General features: G+C 35.8%; 18 protein-coding genes and 1 other annotated feature. Of the genes, 14 read left to right on the top strand and 4 right to left on the bottom strand.

Annotated features, from left to right (window positions below; genetic code table 11):
• Window positions 1-41: 41 nt before the first annotated feature.
• The 8 genes from QRN68_RS19120 (at window position 42) to hemL (ending at window position 11,365) form a co-directional block, all read left to right on the top strand.
• Window positions 42-1,493 (top strand): S-layer homology domain-containing protein, encoded by a 1,452-nt coding sequence (locus QRN68_RS19120; protein WP_285398486.1) that lies wholly within the window; start codon window positions 42-44, stop codon window positions 1,491-1,493.
• 17 nt (window positions 1,494-1,510) lie between these two features.
• A complete protein-coding gene (locus QRN68_RS19115; RefSeq protein WP_285398485.1) occupies window positions 1,511-4,417 on the top strand; it encodes a VWA domain-containing protein in 2,907 nt (968 codons plus the stop codon).
• A gap of 588 nt (window positions 4,418-5,005) precedes the next feature.
• A complete protein-coding gene (gene hemA / locus QRN68_RS19110) occupies window positions 5,006-6,370 on the top strand; it encodes a glutamyl-tRNA reductase (protein WP_285398484.1) in 1,365 nt (454 codons plus the stop codon).
• A gap of 196 nt (window positions 6,371-6,566) precedes the next feature.
• Window positions 6,567-7,394, top strand: coding sequence for a cytochrome C assembly family protein (locus QRN68_RS19105; RefSeq protein ID WP_285398483.1), 828 nt, complete (start codon window positions 6,567-6,569; stop codon window positions 7,392-7,394).
• 18 nt (window positions 7,395-7,412) lie between these two features.
• Window positions 7,413-8,345 (top strand): hydroxymethylbilane synthase, encoded by a 933-nt coding sequence (gene hemC, locus QRN68_RS19100; protein WP_285398482.1) that lies wholly within the window; start codon window positions 7,413-7,415, stop codon window positions 8,343-8,345.
• Window positions 8,335-9,090, top strand: coding sequence for a uroporphyrinogen-III synthase (locus QRN68_RS19095; RefSeq protein WP_285398481.1), 756 nt, complete (start codon window positions 8,335-8,337; stop codon window positions 9,088-9,090). The genes hemC and QRN68_RS19095 overlap by 11 nt, the downstream gene beginning before the upstream one ends.
• Window position 9,091: 1 nt before the next feature.
• Window positions 9,092-10,072 (top strand): porphobilinogen synthase, encoded by a 981-nt coding sequence (hemB, locus tag QRN68_RS19090; RefSeq protein WP_285398480.1) that lies wholly within the window; start codon window positions 9,092-9,094, stop codon window positions 10,070-10,072.
• The gene (gene hemL / locus QRN68_RS19085; RefSeq protein WP_285398479.1) at window positions 10,073-11,365 is read left to right on the top strand and encodes a glutamate-1-semialdehyde 2,1-aminomutase; all 1,293 of its coding nucleotides are present in this window, start codon (window positions 10,073-10,075) and stop codon (window positions 11,363-11,365) included.
• A gap of 355 nt (window positions 11,366-11,720) precedes the next feature.
• Here the strand turns inward: hemL and QRN68_RS19080 are convergent, their stop codons facing one another.
• Window positions 11,721-12,119 (bottom strand): hypothetical protein, encoded by a 399-nt coding sequence (locus QRN68_RS19080; RefSeq protein WP_285398478.1) that lies wholly within the window; start codon window positions 12,117-12,119, stop codon window positions 11,721-11,723.
• Window positions 12,120-12,216: 97 nt separating this feature from the next.
• Window positions 12,217-12,780 (bottom strand): hypothetical protein, encoded by a 564-nt coding sequence (locus QRN68_RS19075; RefSeq protein ID WP_285398477.1) that lies wholly within the window; start codon window positions 12,778-12,780, stop codon window positions 12,217-12,219.
• Between the two features lie 286 nt (window positions 12,781-13,066).
• On the opposite strand from QRN68_RS19075, the gene QRN68_RS19070 reads away from it, so the two are divergent.
• Complete coding sequence (locus tag QRN68_RS19070; protein ID WP_285398476.1) at window positions 13,067-13,516, top strand: hypothetical protein; 450 nt, start codon at window positions 13,067-13,069, stop codon at window positions 13,514-13,516.
• A 331-nt stretch (window positions 13,517-13,847) separates the two neighbouring features.
• Here the strand turns inward: QRN68_RS19070 and QRN68_RS19065 are convergent, their stop codons facing one another.
• Both QRN68_RS19065 and QRN68_RS19060 read right to left on the bottom strand, forming a co-directional pair.
• Complete coding sequence (locus QRN68_RS19065) at window positions 13,848-14,300, bottom strand: hypothetical protein (RefSeq protein ID WP_285398475.1); 453 nt, start codon at window positions 14,298-14,300, stop codon at window positions 13,848-13,850.
• A 109-nt stretch (window positions 14,301-14,409) separates the two neighbouring features.
• Entirely contained in the window at window positions 14,410-15,357 is a 948-nt protein-coding gene (locus tag QRN68_RS19060) for a phosphotransferase enzyme family protein (RefSeq protein WP_285398510.1), read from the bottom strand.
• A gap of 906 nt (window positions 15,358-16,263) precedes the next feature.
• Here QRN68_RS19060 and QRN68_RS19055 point away from each other — a divergent pair.
• The 5 genes from QRN68_RS19055 to QRN68_RS19030 all read left to right on the top strand — a co-directional run bounded on the left by QRN68_RS19055 (window position 16,264) and on the right by QRN68_RS19030 (window position 22,317).
• Window positions 16,264-16,776 (top strand): GNAT family N-acetyltransferase, encoded by a 513-nt coding sequence (locus tag QRN68_RS19055; protein ID WP_285398474.1) that lies wholly within the window; start codon window positions 16,264-16,266, stop codon window positions 16,774-16,776.
• A 461-nt stretch (window positions 16,777-17,237) separates the two neighbouring features.
• Window positions 17,238-17,684, top strand: coding sequence for an SRPBCC family protein (locus QRN68_RS19050; protein ID WP_285398473.1), 447 nt, complete (start codon window positions 17,238-17,240; stop codon window positions 17,682-17,684).
• 281 nt (window positions 17,685-17,965) lie between these two features.
• Entirely contained in the window at window positions 17,966-18,706 is a 741-nt protein-coding gene (locus QRN68_RS19045) for a valyl-tRNA synthetase (RefSeq protein ID WP_285398472.1), read from the top strand.
• Between the two features lie 248 nt (window positions 18,707-18,954).
• On the top strand, window positions 18,955-19,206 hold the full coding sequence (locus tag QRN68_RS19035; RefSeq protein WP_285398470.1) for a hypothetical protein: 252 nt from the start codon (window positions 18,955-18,957) through the stop codon (window positions 19,204-19,206).
• Between the two features lie 50 nt (window positions 19,207-19,256).
• Window positions 19,257-19,544: a binding site (T-box leader), on the top strand.
• A 127-nt stretch (window positions 19,545-19,671) separates the two neighbouring features.
• Window positions 19,672-22,317, top strand: a complete 2,646-nt coding sequence (locus QRN68_RS19030; RefSeq protein WP_285398469.1) for a valine--tRNA ligase — start codon at window positions 19,672-19,674, stop codon at window positions 22,315-22,317.
• Window positions 22,318-22,453: the final 136 nt, after the last annotated feature.

Genomic DNA, 22,453 nt, shown 5'->3' with positions numbered 1-22,453 from the left:
GAACTATGCATTTGAATGAAAGAGAGGGGACACAACAACGAATGCGAAAATATTTATCTAAATTAATGTTAGTTGTTCTTGCTTTTGTACTTATTGGAGTTACTAAACCAGTAAATGCATCAGCTGCCACATTAGAAACAACAGGTGCAGTAAAAAATGAATATACATATGAGGAAGCTGTTTTTCTTACAGGAACACCTATTATATTTAAAGGCACTAGTAAAGACATTAAAATCACACAAAAAGAATCTAAAGGAAAGTTAACTGAAACACATAGTTTAAAGTTAACAGCAAGTAACGGTGCTACACTGACAAGAAATATTGCATATGAATCAGATGTAGTGGATCATGCTTCGATTGGTCAAAAGACATCTAATGGTGTAGTGAAAAAATATACAGAGAAAATTGTCGTTGGGAAAACTACATACACATTGGTAGATTACCAATTTTCTCAAGGCACAGTAACGGACAATCGCGCAGCCTCTGATTATTACTCAGGCAATGTAATTTCGAGAAAAACATATGCTTATCAGACTGGGACTGGGAAAAATACAGTCAATAATACTATAACGATTGATACTGATAGTCGTCATGCTGGCTATGAAAACTTCTGGGGAGCAACAGAAACGCAAATTACAGAAGCTGTATATAATTATAGTGATGGAAAGACAAGCCATGTGAAAAATCGTTTATCTACAAGCAAATCACGTGTACTAAACTATGAAGAAAACCTAGGGAGTTTAGGGAGCTTTGACGGTGGTTATGCGGTTGTCAGTGAAAAGGATGTTATTTCTGAATATACGTATGATTTAGGCTCTGGACAAAAAGGTAAAGTTGACTTAGGCAAAGAATATATGCCAACAATTGAACGTTTAATCATTCCAAAGTTCCGTGATTTAACAAATCATTACGCTAAGAATGCTATTGAAAAATTATACTCTTTAGGTATTTACTCTGATGCAAGTAACTTCTTCTCACCAAATACACCAATGAAGAGAATTGATTTTACTACGGCAATTGGTAAGGCAGTTGACTTGCGCGTTATGGAAGATAATAAATCGAAAAAAACAACGGCTACAAGTGTGTTTAAAGATGTGAAACGTTCTACAAAAGATTATGCCTATATTGAATCTGCAGTCAATAAAGGAATTATTAAAGGTGTGACGCCAGAGTATTTTAAACCAGATAATCCAATTACACGTGCCCAAGCCGCTACGATTTTTGTTCGTGCATTAGGGCTTGAAAACAAAGCACCAGACCCAGGTTATGTAACAAAATTTACGGATGATGCGCAAATTCCATCATACGCTAAAGATGGTATTTACATTGCGAATGAATTAGGTTTAATGAATGGTGACCCTGTAACAGGTCGATTTAATCCAAACCAACCGTTAACGCGAGCACAAGCATCTGTAGTGCTGGAACGTTTCTTAAATTATTTAGAAAACGACTTAAAACAAAACTATCGCGATGACATCTTGTTCTTTAACTAAAGAAAGGACTGAAACAAATGACATATGCTAAAAAGGCATTAATATCACTGCTTTGTTTTGTATTAGTCTTAGTGACAGCAACTCCAGCTGTTACTCAGGCAGCTACGACAATTAATGATGTACCAACAAATAGTAGTAAATATAAAGCTATTTCATGGGCAGTTGATAATGATTTACTTTCATTGAATAACGCTAATAATTTTTTACCTAATGAACAGATAACTGAGCGAGAGCTTGTAGTAATGTTTGCAAAGCTTGATAAAAACTATGCACTAACATATAACGACAGTGTAGCCTATAATTTTTATAGTGATTTTTATTTACCGTTTAGTGGTACCTACACTACGGCTAATCGTTCAAAAGCTGTTACACGAGGACAGTTTGCACGTATATATGCTGCATTTAAAGGCTTAGATTTAGATGAGCCTCAGGCAGTTCAATATTTATACACTAACGATATTTCAACAGGAAGCACTGGCAAAAAGACATTTGCCGATTTTAATCCTTCTACAAAGCTAACTCGTGGAGATATTGCTGAATTTTTATACCGCGGTGTGCAAAGCGGCAATTTTGCTGTACAAGGGTTAAAACGTGCTGCAACAGGTCATGATAACGATAAAATTACTTTACCTGCTGGCTTTATGGGCTCAAATAGCGCCGACTTTGAAGTGCCAAAGGATAACTCCGGTGATTTTACTGGACCAAAATATGTTAATAATGCACTACAAAGTATCGAAGTTGAAAAACCAGATTTAATCGCAAATGATCAAGATTCAACGCTAATTACTGTATCTTTAAAGACTTGTAATGGAGATCCAATTCCTGATGATAAGTCTTACACATTCCGTGTAACTTCATCATATGGCGCAAAAATAGTTGACACATCTGGCGAAGCTGTTCGCAATGTACAATCAGACGGCTCAACTGTATCTGCTATTGTTATTGCACCTAAACTAACAAAATCTGTACGTGATACAATTTCGTTTGAACTTATTAACAACACAGACCCTGCTATGAAATGTCTTGTAGGTGAAAAACTAAATGCGCAGGTACGTTACTCACCTCAGCCAGAAATGCGCATTGATTACCAAGTGTATGATCCGGCAAATACTGATGATAATGGAAGTGTAACGCCTCCATATGTACCGTTTGAAAAATTACCGGAGTTCTTTACAGAAAACATCATTAACGTCCATTGGATTGATCCAGAAGAAAAGCTATTTAGTATTGGACAACAAACAAATGTAACGAATGCTTTAGGTCAAGTAGAAAATACTTATTTACAATATGGTGGCAGTGATAAAAAATATCCTGCACTAAGTTATAAAAATGCCATTTTACAATTTGAAAACTACAATATTTCAGTTTGGCTATTTGAAACGATTATTAAACAACGCTTAAAAGATTCTGTTAATGATAAAAAGACGATTGAAATTATGTATATGATTTCAGATGATGGGCGTCCGATTTATCGTATTCAAGGAATTGATGATGCGATTGCCTCACAGGTTGAGAACATTAACCCAGTTGGTTCTATTATTCAACTAATGAAATATATGCCAGAGGAAAAGCAGCTGACGCTAGAACATTATGATAGTGTGATGAAAATTTATGCTATTTATACAAGCTTGAGTAACTATGATCGAACAGTATTATTAAAATACCAAGGTGGTAAATTACTCGGTCAAGTAGAAGCCTATAAAAAACGAGTGGAAGCATTAAAGGAAAGTGCGGATGCGGCGTCAAGACCGTCTGGAAAAGATCGTTATACAAAAGTAATGGTTACATTAGTGAGACCAGGTGGAGAACCTATTACTGACTATCAAGGAACAGTAAAAATTAAATTTAACGGTGTTGAGAAAACAGCTTCATTTGTTACAAATACCTCAGATTATCTAGATAAAACAGGTGGACCTGGAACAGCTGTAGCTTACTTCGACTCAATCATTTATGGAAAATCTAAAGTTGAAGCAACGCTAGTAAATAAAATTGATCCTCGTTATGCAACAATATTGAAGGATCTAAAAGATAAAACAGTTACGAAGGAAATTTTCACTAATCCTTACTTCAGTAAAAATTCGTGTTCATTAGCAACAGAGGTTGCATACGTAGTTGATTACTCTGCTTCTATGAAAGCTAGTGACCAGTCGAATTATCGTGGTAAGAAAATGATTGACGTAATCGAACAACTAAAGGCTAAAAACAATATTGTTATTGAAACTAATACAAAAGCTACTGTACTTGGAGAAGGCAGTACTGAAAATGTATTGAAAAAAGATCTTTATAAAGCATCGAAAGAGAAGGGTGCTACAGATATTTTTGCAGGTGTAGAACTAGCACTGTCTAAATTCTCAAATGATTCGAAGACGTCGAAATCTATCATTGTCGTATCAGATGGTAAGACAAGTAAATCGAAGATGACAAAAGTACTGAACGATGCGAAGAAACAAGGCGTTAAAGTTTATACAGTAAGTATGGGCAAAAAATCACAAGTCAATGATGCGATTTTAACGCAGTTGGCTGCTGAAACTGGTGGCGCTTATTATCACGCGAATGATAATTTACAATTACATCAAGTATTCCAAAAAATTATTGACTCAATTTTATGTAAAACATCTTCTTCAAGTTGCGTAAATCCTGAAGATTTATTTGAAGAAGCGACTGTTACATTACGCAAAGGCAATATTACAATGAATGCTAGAATTGATGGAAATTGTTCAAATGTTGCAAAGGTAAATGTACGTTTCACTTCCATAAGTGGTGATGTGCAATTTGAATTGACGAAGCGTAGTGATAATGTCTATATGCTAACAAAACCAGTTCAAACAATGCAGGACTTCAAAGTGAATGATGAAATTGAATTTGTAGCATATGATAAAGACGGTAAAATCATTGCTATAAAAACTGCGACAATAACAAATTAATAGATAAAAGTTATTTTTAGTGGCTGGGACATAACTGGCCAAAACCTAAAAAGTGCGAGAAATCAATTAAGAAACGTTGATTTCTCGCGCTTTTTTGATGTTAAAATTTAGTGTTGCATGAAGATAGATGTTGATATTGTTCAAAAGTTGGTCGATAAATCGATAAAGTTGGTCGATAAACAATCAAAAGTTCTCGACAAATCTCAAAACTGCAGCTCATTAAAGAGTTCTATTGTTGCCGTTGTGCTCCGCTCCAATTTCGCTGCAGAAAAAAAGCAAAGCGACAGTAACAAATGTTTTATGTAGCGAAAGCGAAGCGGCAGCGGCAAAGCGACCGGTCGGAACGGAAATCAACCACACGTTTTGGGAATGAACCATTAAAATTAATCAATTCTGTCCTTTAAAGACAATGTTCTGAACAAACATTAAATTTGAAACAAGACGTATAATTTGATACACTTAGTTTATAATAATTCTAATGTAGGTGTCGGGTGCAGTTCTTCATGACATGTTCACAAATAATAGATGAACTCTTGTCGAACTGTGCTATAATGAGATTTATGAATTAGAACGTGTGAGGTGTTATTCATGCATGCCATCGTAGTAGGCTTGAATTATAAAACAGCGCCAGTTGAAATTCGTGAAAAGTTATCATTCATAGAGAGTGAACTACCACAGGCAATGGAAGCGCTACAAAAACAAAAAAGTATTTTAGAAAATGTGATTGTTTCGACATGTAACCGCACAGAGATTTATGCAGTAGTTGACCAATTGCATACTGGACGTCATTTTGTAAAACAATTTTTAGCAAATTGGTTCGACCTACCTGTAGAATCATTTTCTTCATATTTAACAATTCGTGAAGAAGATGAGGCAATCGAGCATTTATTTAAAGTGACAGCTGGCATTGATTCGATGGTACTTGGCGAAACTCAAATTTTAGGACAAGTAAAGAAAAGCTTCTTAAGTGGACAAGAGATTGGAACAACAGGAACGGTATACAATCAGCTATTTAAACAAGCGGTGACATTTGCGAAGCGTGCACATAATGAAACGGCTATCGGTGAGAACGCGGTATCAGTCTCTTATGCAGCAGTTGAATTAGCAAAGAAAATATTCGGATCTTTAAAACGTAAACATGTGGCAATTTTAGGTGCAGGAAAAATGGGAGAACTTGCTATTGAGAACCTTTACGGTAGCGGCGTTGGTAAAGTAACTGTTATTAACCGTACGTTCGAAAAAGCAGAAAGTCTAGCAGCTAAATTCCACGGTGAAGCAAAATCAATGAAGGAACTACAATGTTCGTTATTAGAAGCAGATATTTTAATTACCTCTACAGGTGCAACAGATTATGTTATTGACTATGAATTGATGGAATTTGTTGAACGTTTGCGTAAAGGTAAACCATTATTTGTCGTAGATATTGCAGTTCCACGTGATATTGATCCACGTGTTGGAGACTTACCAAACGTTTTCTTATATGATATAGATGATTTACAAGGCATCGTTGAAGCAAACTTAGCTGAGCGTGAACGCGCTGCGGCTGATATTACTTCAATGATTGGCAAAGAGGTTACACAATTTAAAGATTGGGTTGCGACTCTTGGCGTTGTCCCTGTCATCTCGGCTTTACGTAAAAAAGCGAGTCGTATTCAAGAAGAAACAATGATTAGTATCGAAAATAAAATGCCAGATTTAACGGATCGAGAACGTAAAATTTTAAGTAAGCATACAAAGTCTATTATTAATCAATTGTTAAAAGAACCAATTTTACAAGCTAAGGAAATGGCAAATTCATCAAAAGCAAATGAACAGTTACGTTTATTCCAACAAATTTTCGGTATTGAAGATGCTGTGGAAGCTGAAATTAATGCAATGACAAAGCAAGAGCTTGAACGCAAAGAACACTTACAGTCATCACAATCTTCTACTGAACCAAAGTACTCTTTCTAAAGATGTCTAAGTGTTCGTGGTGCAACTTTAGAATTAATAGTTGTTCCTTTGAGTTTTTTCCCGCGAACGAGATTTTCTACTGATATTAATTGAGGCGTTTTCGTATCTGTATGGTAAACTAAGGATACGAAAACGTTTTTTTTTCTAGGCTAAAGTACAGCACTTTAGCACTTTCGATATAAAGAAGGGATGTCTATTGACTGATTTGACAATGACAAGGCTCTACGAAGTGATGATCGTCTTGTATGCGATCAGTCTAGTATTTTACTTTACTGATTACTTTTATAAGCAAGTACGCGCAAGGCGAATTGCTTTTTGGCTTGTTTCATTTGTATGGGTAATTCAAGGTGCCATTATATTATTAACTTTTGTGGAAACGAAGCGTTTTCCGATTTTATCCTTGTCTGAAGGGATTCTCTTTTATTCCTGGCTGCTCGTGACATTATCTATTATTTTGCACTGTATTGCACGAGTTGATCTTCCGGTGTTTATTATTAATATACTAGGGTTTTTGTTCGCTAGTATTTTTACTTTTATGCCGAAACGACCATCGGGAGCAGTAAGCGATACTTTAATTTCGGAAATGCTTTTTATTCATATATCATTTGCGATGTTATCGTATGCAGCATTTACGCTAACTTTTGTTTTTGCGATATTGTATTTAGTATTATATCGTCTGCTCAAAAAGAAAAAATGGTCACATTTATGGACAAGGTTGCCTTCATTACAGCAGACGAGTAGCTGGATGAATGTGTCATTTTTCATTGGTATTCCAGTGCTATTTTTAAGTTTAGTTTTAGGGGTTGAATGGGCACTACTAACGCTAGAAAGTCTTTCGATTTTTGATGCGAAGATTATTGGGTCCTTTATTATTTTAATATTGTATTGCTTTATATTGTATGTGAATCGTAAAAGTAAGCTGACTGGAACAACTTATGCGTGGGTACATATATACGCTTACATATTAGTTGTTGTTAACTTCTTTTTAGGAAGTAGTTTATCGCGATTCCATTTATGGTATTAGAAGAGAGGTTGGAGACTGTTGAGAAAAATTATTGTAGGTTCTAGGAGAAGTAAGCTAGCTTTAACACAAACAAATTGGTTTATCAATGAGTTAAAAGCTGCTGGTGTACCATTTGAATTTGAAGTGAAAGAAATTGTCACGAAAGGCGACCAAATTTTAGACGTGCAGCTATCTAAAGTAGGTGGTAAAGGACTTTTCGTAAAAGAAATTGAACAAGCACTTTACGACAAAGAGATTGACTTTGCTGTTCATTCTATGAAGGACATGCCTGCAATACTGCCTGAAGGATTAGTAATTGGCTGTATTCCGCCACGTGAAGATGCGCGTGATGCATTTATTTCAAAAGGACATGTGAAATTTGCCGATCTTCCAGCAGGAGCTGTTGTTGGGACAAGTTCTCTTCGTCGCAGTGCTCAACTATTAACAGTCCGTCCAGATATAGAAATTAAATGGATTCGTGGAAATGTAGATACACGCTTAGCAAAACTTGAAACAGAAGAATACGATGCAATTATTCTTGCAGCAGCAGGGTTAAAACGCCTTGGCTGGAGCGATGATGTTGTTACTGAGTTTTTACCTGTAGAAGATTGTCTACCAGCAGTAGCACAGGGCTCTTTAGGTATTGAATGCCGTGAAGATGATACGGAGCTATTAGCAGAATTAGGCAAGTTAACAGATAGCATTACATGGCAAGAAGCGCATGCAGAACGTGCTTTCCTAGCGGCTATGGATGGTGGCTGTCAAGTACCTATCGCAGGATACGCAAAGTCTAATGGGGAAGAAATTACACTAACTGGTCTTGTTGCTGCACCAGATGCCTCAGTTGTTTACAAGGAAACAGTAGTAGGTACTGATGCGGATGTGGTTGGGAAAGAGCTTGCTGAGATTTTAACGAAGCAAGGTGCTTTTGAATTAATTCAACGAGTAAAGGCAGAGCAAGATGCAAAATAATTTACCTTTAGAAGGTAAAACGATTATTTTGACAGGTACATCTAAGACGACAACAATTATAGATGACATTACTGCTTTAGGTGGCCAAGCAATAATTACCCCATTGATTGAAACTTGCGAGCTTATCGATAAAAACGATGATGTGCATTTAGAGCTTGCTCGTCAATTTGAATGGCTCATTTTTACGAGTCAAAATGCCGTAGATGCTTTTGCTAGTAAAATGAAACGTTTTAATTTGAGTACAGAGAATTTTCAAGTAAAGATTGCTTCAATTGGAACTAAAACTACTACAGCTTTAGAAAAGCTAGGATTTCATGTGAGCTTTATGCCTTCTATATTTAGTGCAGATGTATTTGTCAAAGAATTTCCTAACGTAGCAGGTAGTAATCCTACTTGTCTATTTATTCGTGGTGAAAAAGCGAAAAAGACATTGAAGGAAGGGCTACCCTTTAATTTGAAGGAATGGACAGTTTATGAAACGATTGAGCGACACGATCAAATACAAGTAATTATTGATTGTATCCGTACGAATAGCGACGTCACAGTGATTTTTGCTAGTCCTTCCGCTGTTGATGTCTATGCAATGGATGTAGCTTCGGTAATTGGTTGGAAGGCAGCACGTGTGGCAGCGATCGGTCATATTACAGAAGCGGCTATTTTAAATCACGGTGCGACTGTGGATGTTATGCCGAGCGTATATACAATGCAAGCAGTCTTCGAGGAAATAACGAAAGTAGGAGAATAAAATGACAAAATTACAATTTCAAAGACATCGTCGTTTGCGTGCAAATGCTGCAATTCGATCAATGGTAAAAGAAACATACTTACACAAAGAGGATTTAATTTATCCAATTTTCGTTATGGAAGGCGAAAATATCAAAAACGAAGTACCTTCTATGCCAGGCGTTTTTCAATTTTCATTAGATAAACTTGAAGCTGAGATTGATGAAGTTGTTGCTTTAGGTATACCTGCTGTTATTTTGTTTGGCTTACCTGCAGAAAAAGATGCAGTCGGAACTGGTGCATTCCATGATCATGGTATTGTGCAAGAAGCAACACGAATTATTAAAGCTCGCTACCCAGAGCTTTTAATCATTGCAGATACATGCTTATGTGAGTTTACAGACCATGGTCATTGTGGCTTAATTGAAGGTGATCAAATTTTAAACGATCCTTCATTAGATGTTTTAGCACGTACAGCAGTATCACAAGCAAAAGCTGGTGCAGATATCATTGCTCCATCTAATATGATGGATGGATTTGTTGCTGCAATTCGTGCAGGCTTAGACGAAGCAGGCTTTGAAAATGTACCGATTATGTCATATGCTGTAAAGTATGCATCTAGCTACTATGGCCCATTCCGAGATGCAGCTGATGGTGCACCTCAATTTGGTGATCGTAAATCATACCAAATGGATCCATCGAATCGTATGGAAGCATTCCGTGAAGCAGAGTCGGATATTGCAGAGGGTGCAGATTTCTTAATTGTTAAGCCAGCTCTAAGCTATTTAGATATAATTCGTGATGTGAAAAATAACTATACATTACCGATTGTTGCATACAACGTTTCTGGTGAATATGCAATGATCAAAGCAGCAGCTATTAATGGCTGGATTGAAGAGAAAAAAGTAGTGCTTGAAACATTACTTGGTATGAAACGAGCAGGCTCTGATTTAATCATTACGTATCATGCTAAAGATGTTGCACGTTGGTTGGAGGAGAAATAAATGGCGCGTTCTTACGAAAAATCAAAACAAGCATATGCTGAAGCAATTAACTTAATGCCAGGAGGCGTAAGTAGCCCAGTACGTGCATTCAAATCCGTAAATATGGATCCAATCTTCATGGAATCTGGTCACGGTGCTATTATTAAAGACATTGATGGCAATGAATATATTGACTATGTATTATCGTGGGGACCTCTAATTCTAGGTCATACGCATCCAGAAGTTGTACAAGCAATTGCAGAAACAGCAGCGAAAGGCTCTTCGTTTGGAGCACCAAGCTACACAGAAAATCGATTAGCCAAATTAGTGTTAGATCGACTACCTGGTATGGAAATGATTCGCTTCGTTTCTTCTGGGACAGAGGCTACAATGTCTGCTTTACGCGTGGCTCGTGGTGTGACAGGGCGCGATAAAATTTTAAAATTTGAGGGCTCATATCACGGTCATGGAGATTCCTTGCTAATCAAGGCTGGCTCTGGGGTAGCTACATTAGGCCTACCTGACAGCCCTGGTGTCCCAGCGGATATTGCACGTAATACATTGACAGTAGCGTACAATGACTTAGAAGGGGCGAAACAAGTTTTCGAAAAGTTTGGTTCAGAACTTGCGGCAGTAATTGTTGAGCCAGTCGCAGGAAATATGGGCGTTGTTCCTCCACAACCAGGCTTCCTACAAGGCTTACGTGAATTAACAAAGGAACATGGAGCACTGTTGATTTTTGATGAAGTTATGACAGGTTTCCGTGTTGACTATGGCTGTGCACAAGGGTATTTTGATGTAACACCAGATATGACAACGTTAGGAAAAGTAATTGGCGGTGGACTTCCTGTTGGCGCATTTGCAGGGAAAAAGGAAATTATGGAGCAGGTAGCACCAGCTGGTCCAATTTATCAAGCTGGTACATTGTCAGGGAATCCATTAGCAATGACAGCTGGCTATGAAACATTATCTCGCCTTGATAATAGCACTTATGAATATTTCAAAAAGCTAGGTGATCAATTAGAGGCTGGTTTCCGAGAAGCAGCCACGAAATACAATATTCCGCATACTGTAAATCGTGCTGGTTCAATGATAGGTTTCTTCTTTACGAATGAAGATGTTATTGATTTTGCTTCAGCAAAAACGTCTGATTTACAATTATTCGCTGAATACTTCCGTCTAATGGCAGAGGAAGGTATTTTCTTACCGCCATCTCAATTTGAAGGTTTATTCATTTCTACTGCACATACGGAGGAGCATATCGCAAAAACGGTTGAAGCCTTCCATAAAGTATTTGCACAATTAGCAAAATAACAAGAGTGAGAAAATACGTTCTTTTTATGAAGTAGTGTAATGCTCAATCAATTAACAAATTAGTAACCACTTCTTATCAATTCTAACATTTGATAAGAAGTGGTTTTTTGTATGCTTTTAAAATTTGCATATGTGGACTTTATTGCGGATAGACGATTCATAAGACATCTAAGGTAAATGTTCGAAATTATAGATATTTTGAGAGATGATATTGAAGCATAGGATTCGTTTACGCAGGCTATCTAATTGTTGATATAGAGAGGTTGAGGAAGCATAACAAAAGGACTTGCATATATGAAAATCAATCATAAAAACAAGCCCTAATCTTATTAAATCTAAGCCCCTGTTAATTGAATTAACGATTGGGATTACGGTCAATAAACTCATCGATTTCATCTGATAACCTAAAAACAAGGTCAAAATAATCACTTTCTGTCATCGAACCTTTATCTCTCCACTTTTGCATTTCTTTATGGTGGAAATCACAAAAATAACCCACTAAATCATGTCTCGAAATTCCTTGTTTTTCTGCCATATCCATAATAGAAAGTCCCTTTTTCCAATATTCTTCATATTCATCGAGACTCATTCCTAAAAAATTGGATATTGCATCATAATCGTATTTGACATGGTAAACTACAGTTCCTTCGTCACTTTCTCCTTGTTCTTGTTCATTTTTTTCTGCATGGACAATTAATGAAAAAAATAGAGCTAAGGTAAAGAAAAGAAGTAATCCTTTAAAAACATACTTCAATATAGAATCTCCTTTTTTCTAATTGTGTCCAAGTTTTTTTATATTATGTCTATTATTTTAAAAAATATAAATTAGCAAGCCTTTCCTGACTCTAAATTTATCCTTCTTTATCGTAAGTGTTCCTTGTAAGATTGAGCTTTGGCATATAAGTACCTCCACCTGCTACCATTTCTTTTGTTTCAACATCATAAATTGCATATCTACCTCTAAATTCTTTTTCTGTATCTTTAAAGGAATAAAAGAAATAAACTTGCCTATCAGGGCTAACGGTCTGATGGTAGTTAATAGCTATATCAGGGTAGGGGCGAAGAATATTTCCATCAAAAGTTATATAATTTAATCCTTCTACCTCTTTAAACAATAGCTTTTTTCTAATATTTACAGATGCATCAGGCATTTCTTTAAAAAGAACAGTATCCAAATGTCTTTGCTGTTGCTTATGTCTTTGATAAAGCTCCTGATGTACAGGATACTTTAGGTCTCTTAATGCCTGGTAAAATTCATCTACAGTTTCATCAAAAACTTTTTCCTTATTTGCAGGATATAAATATTCAATTTTATCTGAGGGTGTAGTTTGTGAATAAACAGGATTTCCTAATATCATGGAAAGACTGAACGAAAATATAAACGTATACAAACTAATTAAGAATAGATTTTTCATGTAAGTTACTCCTTTAAGAAGTAACTTACCCTAAATATTTTTTAACTATCCTGCACACCGTTAGTTAAAAGACTGAATAATCAGTTGTGTGGTAAAATGTAACGCATTTACAAATATTGATGTGGGGTGAATGTGTAAGCTTATAAAGCAAGGTACGATTAGATTGCAGTAGCACATCAACAATAAGTTGTTGTGCTTTTTGATAGAATAATATTTTTATCGAAAATGTATAGGTAATAATCTATAATTAATTAGGGATAAATAGTACAAAAGGAGAAATAAGTAAATGAAGAAGATAGGAATGTACATTGGTATAACAGTTATGGGCATAATAGCTGTATTTGCAGGTAATTTACTTTTTACTGAATACCAATCGTACAAGCTTGAAAAGGAAATAGAGAAATTAGAAAAAGAACAAGAGGAAAAAGAACTGGCAGAAGCAAAGGAACTTGCTTTGAGGAATATTAAGTTTGACAAACCTATAATTATGCAAAATGAAGATAAATGGGAACTTGTAGTTACGAATCAGGGAAATCAAAATATATCTGGTTTCTTCTATGTTAAAATGTATGATGAAGATGGCAAAGAGATTTTGAGAGAATTTGTAAGTATTCCTGCGGGACAACTAAGCCCTTATGGAGAATTTATTTATAAGGGTGAGATTGATAAAGAATATAAAAACAAGGTTCATAATTATAAAATTTTAGATGCTGAACTATATGCTCGTGAATATTAGCCAATTTATTAAAAGAATCTCTTACTTAATATAGATGCATACATAGTTATTCTTGGGAAATTGTTTTTTTGTAGAACATCTCAATGAAGTGGTGTGCTTTTTCTGTTACACATTTTTACTTCGGTTCTTGGAGCTTATTTTACAGCTTATGAACGTTGAATCAAGAGCAGAGGATTTCATTTACACAGGTTGTTTAATTATTGTACAGAGCTATGTATTGAGCTACAAGAGTGATTAAAGGAAGCATAACAAAAGGGCTTGTATGTAATGAATTTTTATCATACGCAAGCCCTAGATTGTTAGAGTTGAAAATTCGATATTGTTTAGAAAATTAAATCTTTGGAATTGCGCCCGAATTATTTTCATAAACAAACTTTGAACAAAGACCCCAATAAGAGGACTCGTAATATTCAGGATATTCAATGAGAAGTTGAGAACGCTCAATCCACAATTTAAGTTCTTTTGATGTGGTTGTATTTTCAATCGTATCTAGTAATTGAAATAGCTTTTGAATTTTTCCACTGTCTCCTACCCGAACCGTATCTCCTGTGAAAACATATAAGGTATTAAGGAAATAAGAAGTATGTTCACATTGCTCATCTTCAACAAATGTACAAATCATCGGTATATTTTCAAATTTATAGATGAAGAGTTCCCAATCTTGCACAGGTTCCATTTCATCACTATATGCCCATTTTTTGATTTCTTTTTGTGTAGGATTCCAAGGGTCTTTAAACATCATTTTGTACTCCTTTAAATTTAAACTAGCATTAATTATCTTCAAAATTATAACATGGAAGATTATTCGTTGGTAGTGGAATGGTAAAAGTGCTATGAATTAGATTAACTGTTACAGCCTACCGAGACGATTATTCAACAAAGAACCGTTTAGGTTAAATATTTGGAATGGAATGATTTAATTCAAGTCTCAATCTATAATGGTTCATTATTCTTATCTGTTCTTCAGTTAGTTTTTCTTTGTCCCAGTACATGTGCATCAAACTGTATTCAAATATTTCTTTTAATTTAATAAATAAAGGAAGTTTATCTAACATTTCTGAGGATAGTTCATTTTCCTCTTGGTATCCTTCGATGATTGCTTTTGTAATACTTCGCCCATATTCAACTATGTTACCTCCACCTACAAACGAATACTCCAACGCACTGTAAATTGGAACTGCTAAATCAAAAATATAAAAATGCTTCTCACAATCTTGAAAATCAACCATCGTCAAATTCGAATCATTATCAACCAAAATGTTTTCTAACCATAAATCGCCGTGTAACAATCCATAATTCGAATTATTTTTTGGTATTTTTTTTATAGATGATAAAACCTCTTTTGCAATATCTCTAATAGCACATTCTTCTTTAGGAATATATTTGAGAAAGGCATATTCTTCGTTATCATGCCAATCGTTGATATATCTAATTGGATGTATTTCTTCAAACTTCTTGGATATACGATGTAATTTACCCATTTGCCTACCTAATTCTTTTAATATTTCTGCATTCCATTCATTTCTTGGTAGATGTACACCAGGAGCCGATTTATAAAGAACAATTAAGACTTCTTTGTTTTCAAGAGTTATCTTTTCTATAGCCTTACCATTAATAGAAGCTATTGTTGGTGATACACCCAACCCTTCTTTAAATAAGAAATTCGTATAATTAACTTCTTCTAATTGTTCATCAAAACTTTTATAGTTTGTAATTCTTGCAAAGTAATCACCATCTTTTGCAATGCACCGAAACATCTCATCTGTTACTGATTCTACTTTAATTAAATCTACTGAATATATTGTGTTAAGTAGTTCAAGTATCTTTTGTACCAAAATTATTCACCCCCTTCTTTAATTCTAATAACCTGCAAAAATCGTTAAGCTAACATATTCTATATTCGGAATAAAAATTTTAATAATCCTGCTCCGTTAGTTGTTGAATAATTGAATAATTAGTTGTTTGGAATAGTGTAACATATTTCCAAATGTTGATGTGAAGATGTGTGTAAGCTTATAAAGTAAGGTGTGATGAGGTTGCGGTAGCGCATCAATAAGCTGACGTGCATTGTTAAGTCCCGCAGAACAGCTCTCAGAGGATTCGAGTATCGGATAGACTTATAACTTGTTTGCGAGGATTACGCTCAGGTCGTATGTGAAGGCATAACAAAAGGACTTGATGTGTAATTTTACTAACAAGCCCTTGATTGATGTAGCTTTGGCTATTGTATTGATTGTCGAAAAGTTGATAAAAGCTCCAAATGATTATTAATTCACCTCTATTTTTTCTGTTTCTTGTTATCAATAATTTTTAACAAAAAGAACAGTAGACTACAAGAAAAAACCATCGACATTATACCTGTAACCATACGCATTACAAAAGTATCATTAGGGAAACGGAATAAAATAAGTCCCAAACAATATATCCACGATATAACTGTAAATAATTTAAATAATATATTCATCATGAAATATTCTCCCTTAAAAGAACTGCTTTTTCCTTACTAACTGAAAATTACGTCTATAGATAATCGTAACACAGTAAAGTTTGAGTTGGTAGATAAATGGTAAATTGTGGCTGATTTATTGGAATCACAAATGATGAAATCAACAAAAGTTTGGCACACTAAGAACAATTGACTTGAGCGTAAACTTCAGTGATTAAGTGGTGCATTTCAATGAGTAGCTATGTAAACTAAAAAAGTAGGGATTTTTTGTAATTAAGAAGCGATATAGGGAGGTAAAAGAATGAGTCTAATAGTGAGAGAAGCATTAGTTTCTGATGCAGAAAAAATGTTGGAAATTCAACTGCAAGTTTTAACAGAACAGAAATATTTATTAACCACACTAGAAGAATTTAATCAAACTGTTGAAGAGCAAGAGAAATGGATTGAACAAAAACAGGTGAATGAACGTGATGTGATTTTCGTTGCTGAATTAGAAGGAGAAATAGTGGGGTGGTTAATGTTTCAATCGCCACCAAGAAAACGAATTTCCCATACAGGATCATTTGGGATGATGGTCGATTCCAACATAAGGGGTCAAGGAATAGGTACTTTATTGTTAACTAAGTTAATTGATTGGGCAACTGTTAATCCATTTATTGAGAAAGTTTGTTTAGGTGTTTTTTCAACAAATGAAAATGCCATTAAACTATATCAGAAAATGGGCTTTCTTGAAGAAGGTCGTAAAGTTAGAGAAGTAAAATTAGACAATGGTGAATACATAGACGACATTTTGATGTATAGATTTGTAAAATAACTAACTATAACGGCGCATTTTGTATGGATTGGATAAATAGATATTAATTGTTTTTAGAGAGCTATAACGGCTCTCTTTTTTAGGCTCTTCACCACTTATATACATAGTAAAATTTAACAAATATCAATCACAACTTTTGGTGATGGGTCTTTTTTATTGTTCTAAGTATTTTACGGACGTATCGGAAGTGCGTGTAATGGGCAATAGGAGCATGGTTACAAACTAGCATGCTAGAAGTATTTTCTGGCATGTTAGTTTTTTGTTGATAAAGTTATACAACATGCCTTTGTCTGCAATGTTTTTTTATTTTTACCCGTTAAAAGTTCATTGGAGTATCAATGAATGAAAATAATCGTTACTACTTGAAAAAAATTTATTAAAATTATAACTTTCAGCATAGCCAAATTGTGGGCGAAATCGTATATAATATAGCTATTCGTAAAAGAAAGTAGTGAATTGATATGGCAACAGGCACACATATGGTCGAAGTACCCGTAGGAATTGAAAATGTATGGGATTTCGTCAGTGATATGGAAAAATGGGCGAAACTTGTCCCAGGTTATAATGCACATGAAATGATTGATGAAAAACATTCAACATGGACGTTTAAAGGCAACGTTGGTGTTCTGAAAAAAACAGTACAAGTAGAGATTACTATTTTAGAATGGGCAGCGCCTTCAAAAGTAACATTCGAATTAAAAGGACTGTCTGATAACTTTTCTGGAAACGGTTATTTCCTTGCGGAAAGCATTGATGCAGAAAATACAAAAATGACAGGCTTCTTAGAAGTAACAGCAGGAGGATTAGCTGGTCCTGTTTTAAATCCAATCTTTAAGCCAATCGTACCAAAAGCAACACAAATGTTAACAGATCGTGTAGCAAATAAAATCAAATTGGTGAATGTATAATTACGCTGTTGAGACAACAGTAAAAAGGCATGCTAGAATTTTCTAGTATGCCTTTTTTAGGCTCTTCACCATAAAGTGGGTTGATTTTCGTTCCTGCCAGGCGCTTTCCTGGGGGCGTCAACTAAGCTTTTGTAAGTAATAAAATGTTAGTTATAAAGAAAGGTAGAAAAAATTTTTTCGTTATCATGTGGTGATTTTATTACGTAACCTATAGCATACTATCCTCCGAAGCTTCATATGATGCAAGGGGAGGGATTATTATCGAACACAAAACGTGGAATATGAGCGAAACTTTTAGTTTTCCTGGTTATGGCTATCCAATAGAAATAGCAGCTGTGCAAATTAAGCCGCGGTGGCAGACAATGCAGCTAGAAGATTCATTACGATTAATGGGTATTTACCACATCACCGCACATGTTCGCTTTGATTTTCGAGACATGCAAGTTTTCACGGGTAATGAAGAATTAGTACAAATCGATACACTTGATATTCAAGGAGATACTGGTTATTTTGAGTATGCAGTTCCTTTAAATGTGGATTTACCAAAAGATTCGACTATTGAAGATTTAATGGTAAAGGACATTAGACCTACATTGACAAATCAAATGTGTCAGCTTGAATGGACGGTTACAAGTATTTTTAATGAGCCTGAGCAAACATTTGAAAAAGCTCATGTTTTAGAAGAACAGTCTGTCACTGCAAATGCCTCAGCTCGAATAGAGAAGGTTACACATGTAGAAGAAACCGCACAAGTAAAACAACCTGCAGCTGTAGTTGCTTCTATACAAGAGGAAAAATCAAAGGCTGTAGCATTTTCAGTACAAAAGGAAAAGTCTGAAGCTGTAGTAGCTTCAGCACAAAAGCCTAACTCAGTTGAGCAAAAAACAGTGTTGAGAGAATCCTCAAGTCATATTGTAGTCCGTGAATCTAGCTCATGGCATGAAGTTCCATCAATGATTTGGGATTTAACAGAAGAATATACACCACTAAAGGTACGTGTTTCAAAGAATATCATTCAATAGTAAATAGCATAGAAGTAGCAGAAGCAATAGGATGATGAAATCGCCGGATGTTGGAATGATGATGACACGTATAAATTGAAAAGCACAAATTGGCACAATAATCGCTCTGCAATAAAAACGAACTTGTCGTAGCCATGGTGGTAAAAGCCAAGGATTATACTTACGGCGTCGTCGCATTTGAATTTTCACTTCCTTTTCTATTTATCTTCATTCAGTAGAAGATTCCTACCTCTGAAGGTGTTAGATGATTGCGGGTGTGGTTCCTTTTCAGTGGGTGTCTAACACCTACTGAAATAGAGGAACTCAGTTTAAGAACGCCACGTCCTGTGGTAATTTCTCTGTATCGAAAGCGTAATGCAAACGTAGCGTCAGCAACAACAAATGTTTTCTGTGCGAAAGCGAAGCGACAGCAACAAATGTTTTCTGTAGCGAAAGCGAAGCGTCAGCTACAATTACACCAAGGAGAAATTGATTTTGAATTACTTCTAAAAAATGACTAAACCACTTGAAAATCTGTACGATTCTGCGGTACAATGTGAAAAAGTCAAATATAGATGCTATGACAGGGAAGAGTAAATTAGTCGTACATTTTAAGAGAGGAAACGGTAGCTGAGAAGTTTCTATATGTACCTAATTGAATGTAGCCCTCGAGCAGCTTTAGTGAACTAACAGTAGTTAAAGCCGGTTAAACACCGTTACCGAATTGAGAGCCAGTAGTAAAAGGCTTAAGCAAGTAGTGTATTCTATTTCTTGATGAAATGTGTGTATAGTGACCGCTTAACTCGCCTCTGCTGGAATTAAAGGTGGTACCGCGAATTTAAACTCCTTCGTCCTTTTTGACGTTAGGAGTTTTTTTTATTTTCATTAAATCTTCTGGTAAATGTGCCTCAGTATGAGACATAAAAACAGAATGATTGGTACGATCTCATACCGATAAAATTAATAAGTCAACAGGAGGAGTCAAAATGACAGAAAACATTTCAATGCCTACAAAATATGATCCACAGTCCATTGAAGCGGGTCGTTATGAATGGTGGTTACAAGGAAAATTTTTCGAGGCGCAGCCTACTAGTGAAAAGGAACCTTATTCAATCGTTATTCCACCACCGAATGTAACAGGTAGACTACATCTTGGCCATGCTTGGGATACAACATTACAAGATATTTTAATTCGTATGAAGCGCATGCAAGGTTATGATGCACTTTGGTTACCAGGAATGGACCATGCAGGTATTGCGACACAAGCAAAAGTAGAAGCCAAACTACGAGAAGATAATATTACACGTTATGATTTAGGTCGTGAAAAATTCCTCGAAAAAACATGGGAATGGAAAGAAGAGTATGCTGGGCATATTCGTGATCAATGGGCGAAGCTTGGTCTTGGATTAGATTATTCTCGCGAGCGTTTCACACTTGATGAAGGTCTTTCTGATGCAGTTAAAACGGTTTTCGTACAATTATATGAAAAAGGCTTAATCTATCGTGGTGAGCGTATTATTAACTGGGACCCTGCTGCAAAAACAGCATTATCAGATATTGAAGTTATTTATCAAGATGTTCAAGGTGCTTTCTATCACATGAAATACCCATTAGCTGATGGCTCAGGATATGTGGAAGTAGCGACTACACGTCCTGAAACAATGCTAGGTGACTCTGGGGTAGCTGTTCACCCGAAAGATGAGCGCTATCAACACCTAATCGGTAAAACAGTGATTTTACCAATTGTTGGTCGTGAAATTCCTATCGTAGCAGATGACTACGTAGATATGGAATTTGGTACTGGGGTTGTAAAAATGACACCAGCACACGATCCTAATGACTTTGAGGTTGGTAACCGCCACAACCTTGAGCGCATTCTTGTTATGAATGAAGATGGTACAATGAACGAGCTTGCTGGCAAGTATAACGGGTTGGATCGCTTTAAATGCCGTAAGCAAATCGTAGCTGATTTACAAGAAGCAGGTGTGCTTATTCGTATTGAAGAACATACACATTCAGTAGGTCACTCTGAACGTTCTGGTGCTGTTGTAGAGCCATATCTTTCAGCACAATGGTTCGTTAAAATGCAACCACTTGCTGATGCTTCACTTACCCTTCAACAAGATGAGGAAGGAAAAGTAAACTTCGTACCGTCTCGTTTTGAAAACACATATTCTCGCTGGATGGAAAATATCCGTGACTGGTGTATCTCTCGTCAGTTATGGTGGGGTCATCAAATTCCTGCTTGGTATCACAATGAAACAGGTGAAATTTACGTAGGAACAGAAGCACCAGCAGATGCAGAAAATTGGACGCAAGATGAAGACGTATTAGATACATGGTTCTCGTCAGCGCTATGGCCATTTTCAACAATGGGTTGGCCAGATGAGACAAATGAAGAATATAAACGTTACTATCCAACAAGTACACTTGTAACTGGCTATGATATTATTTTCTTCTGGGTATCTCGAATGATTTTCCAAGGTCTTGAATTTACAGGTCAGCGCCCATTCAAAGATGTACTAATTCACGGTTTAGTACGTGATGGTGAAGGACGCAAGATGAGTAAATCACTTGGTAATGGCGTAGACCCTATGGACGTTATTGATCAGTATGGTGCCGATTCATTACGTTACTTCTTAGCTACTGGGTCTTCACCTGGTCAAGATTTACGCTATACAACCGAAAAAGTAGAATCCGTATGGAACTTTGCAAATAAGATTTGGAATGCGTCTCGATTCGCTTTAATGAATATGGAAGGTATGACATATGATGAAATCGACTTAACTGGTGAAAAATCAGTTGCCGATAAATGGATTCTAACTCGCTTAAATGAAACAATTGAACGTGTAACATCTCTCGCAGAACGCTACGAGTTTGGCGAAGTTGGCCGCGAACTTTATAATTTCATTTGGGATGATTTCTGTTCTTGGTATATTGAAATGGCTAAATTACCGTTAAATGGTGATGATGAAGCAGCTAAGAAAACGACTCGTTCTATATTAGCTTATGTTTTAGATCAAACGATGCGTCTATTACATCCATTCATGCCGTTCATTACGGAAGAAATCTGGCAGCACTTACCTCATGAAGGTGAATCAATCACAGTGGCAGCATGGCCAACTGTACGCACGGATCTTCATTTTGCAGAGGAAGCAGACAATATGAAGCTCCTAATGGATATTATACGTTCAGTACGTAATATTCGTGCGGAAGTTAATACACCAATGAGCAAAAAAGTGCCGTTATATATTTCAGCGAAGGATGCAGCAACGGTTACAGTACTTAATGCAAATAAAGCATATTTAGAAAAATTCTGTAATCCAGAGTCACTAACAATTGGCGAAGGCTTAGAGGCTCCTGGTCAGTCGATGACAGCAGTAGTAACTGGAGCTGAGCTATTCCTACCACTTGTTGGACTTATTAACTTAGACGAAGAAATTGCTCGTCTTGAAAAAGAATTAGAAAAATGGGCAAAAGAAGTGAAGCTTGTTACTGGTAAGTTATCGAATGAGAAATTCGTATCCAAAGCTCCAGAAGCCTTAGTTAATGCAGAGCGTGAAAAATTAGCCGATTACGAAAGTAAACATGCGGTTGTATTAAAACGTTTAGAAGAACTAAAAAATATGTAAGTTTGAGACAGCGGATGGCGATAAAGTCATCCGTTGTTTTTTTGTTCTAAACTATATAAATTGCCTTCCGAAGACTTTGTAATTGAGCTATTTATTCCTATTTAAGATTTTGTGAATAACATAATTCGTTGTTGAT

It is taken from the genome of Lysinibacillus sp. fls2-241-R2A-57, assembly GCF_030209535.1.
GTDB lineage: Bacteria > Bacillota > Bacilli > Bacillales_A > Planococcaceae > Lysinibacillus.
The sequence above is the reverse complement of the archived record's forward strand: the minus strand, read 5'-3'. Positions and strand labels throughout refer to the sequence as shown.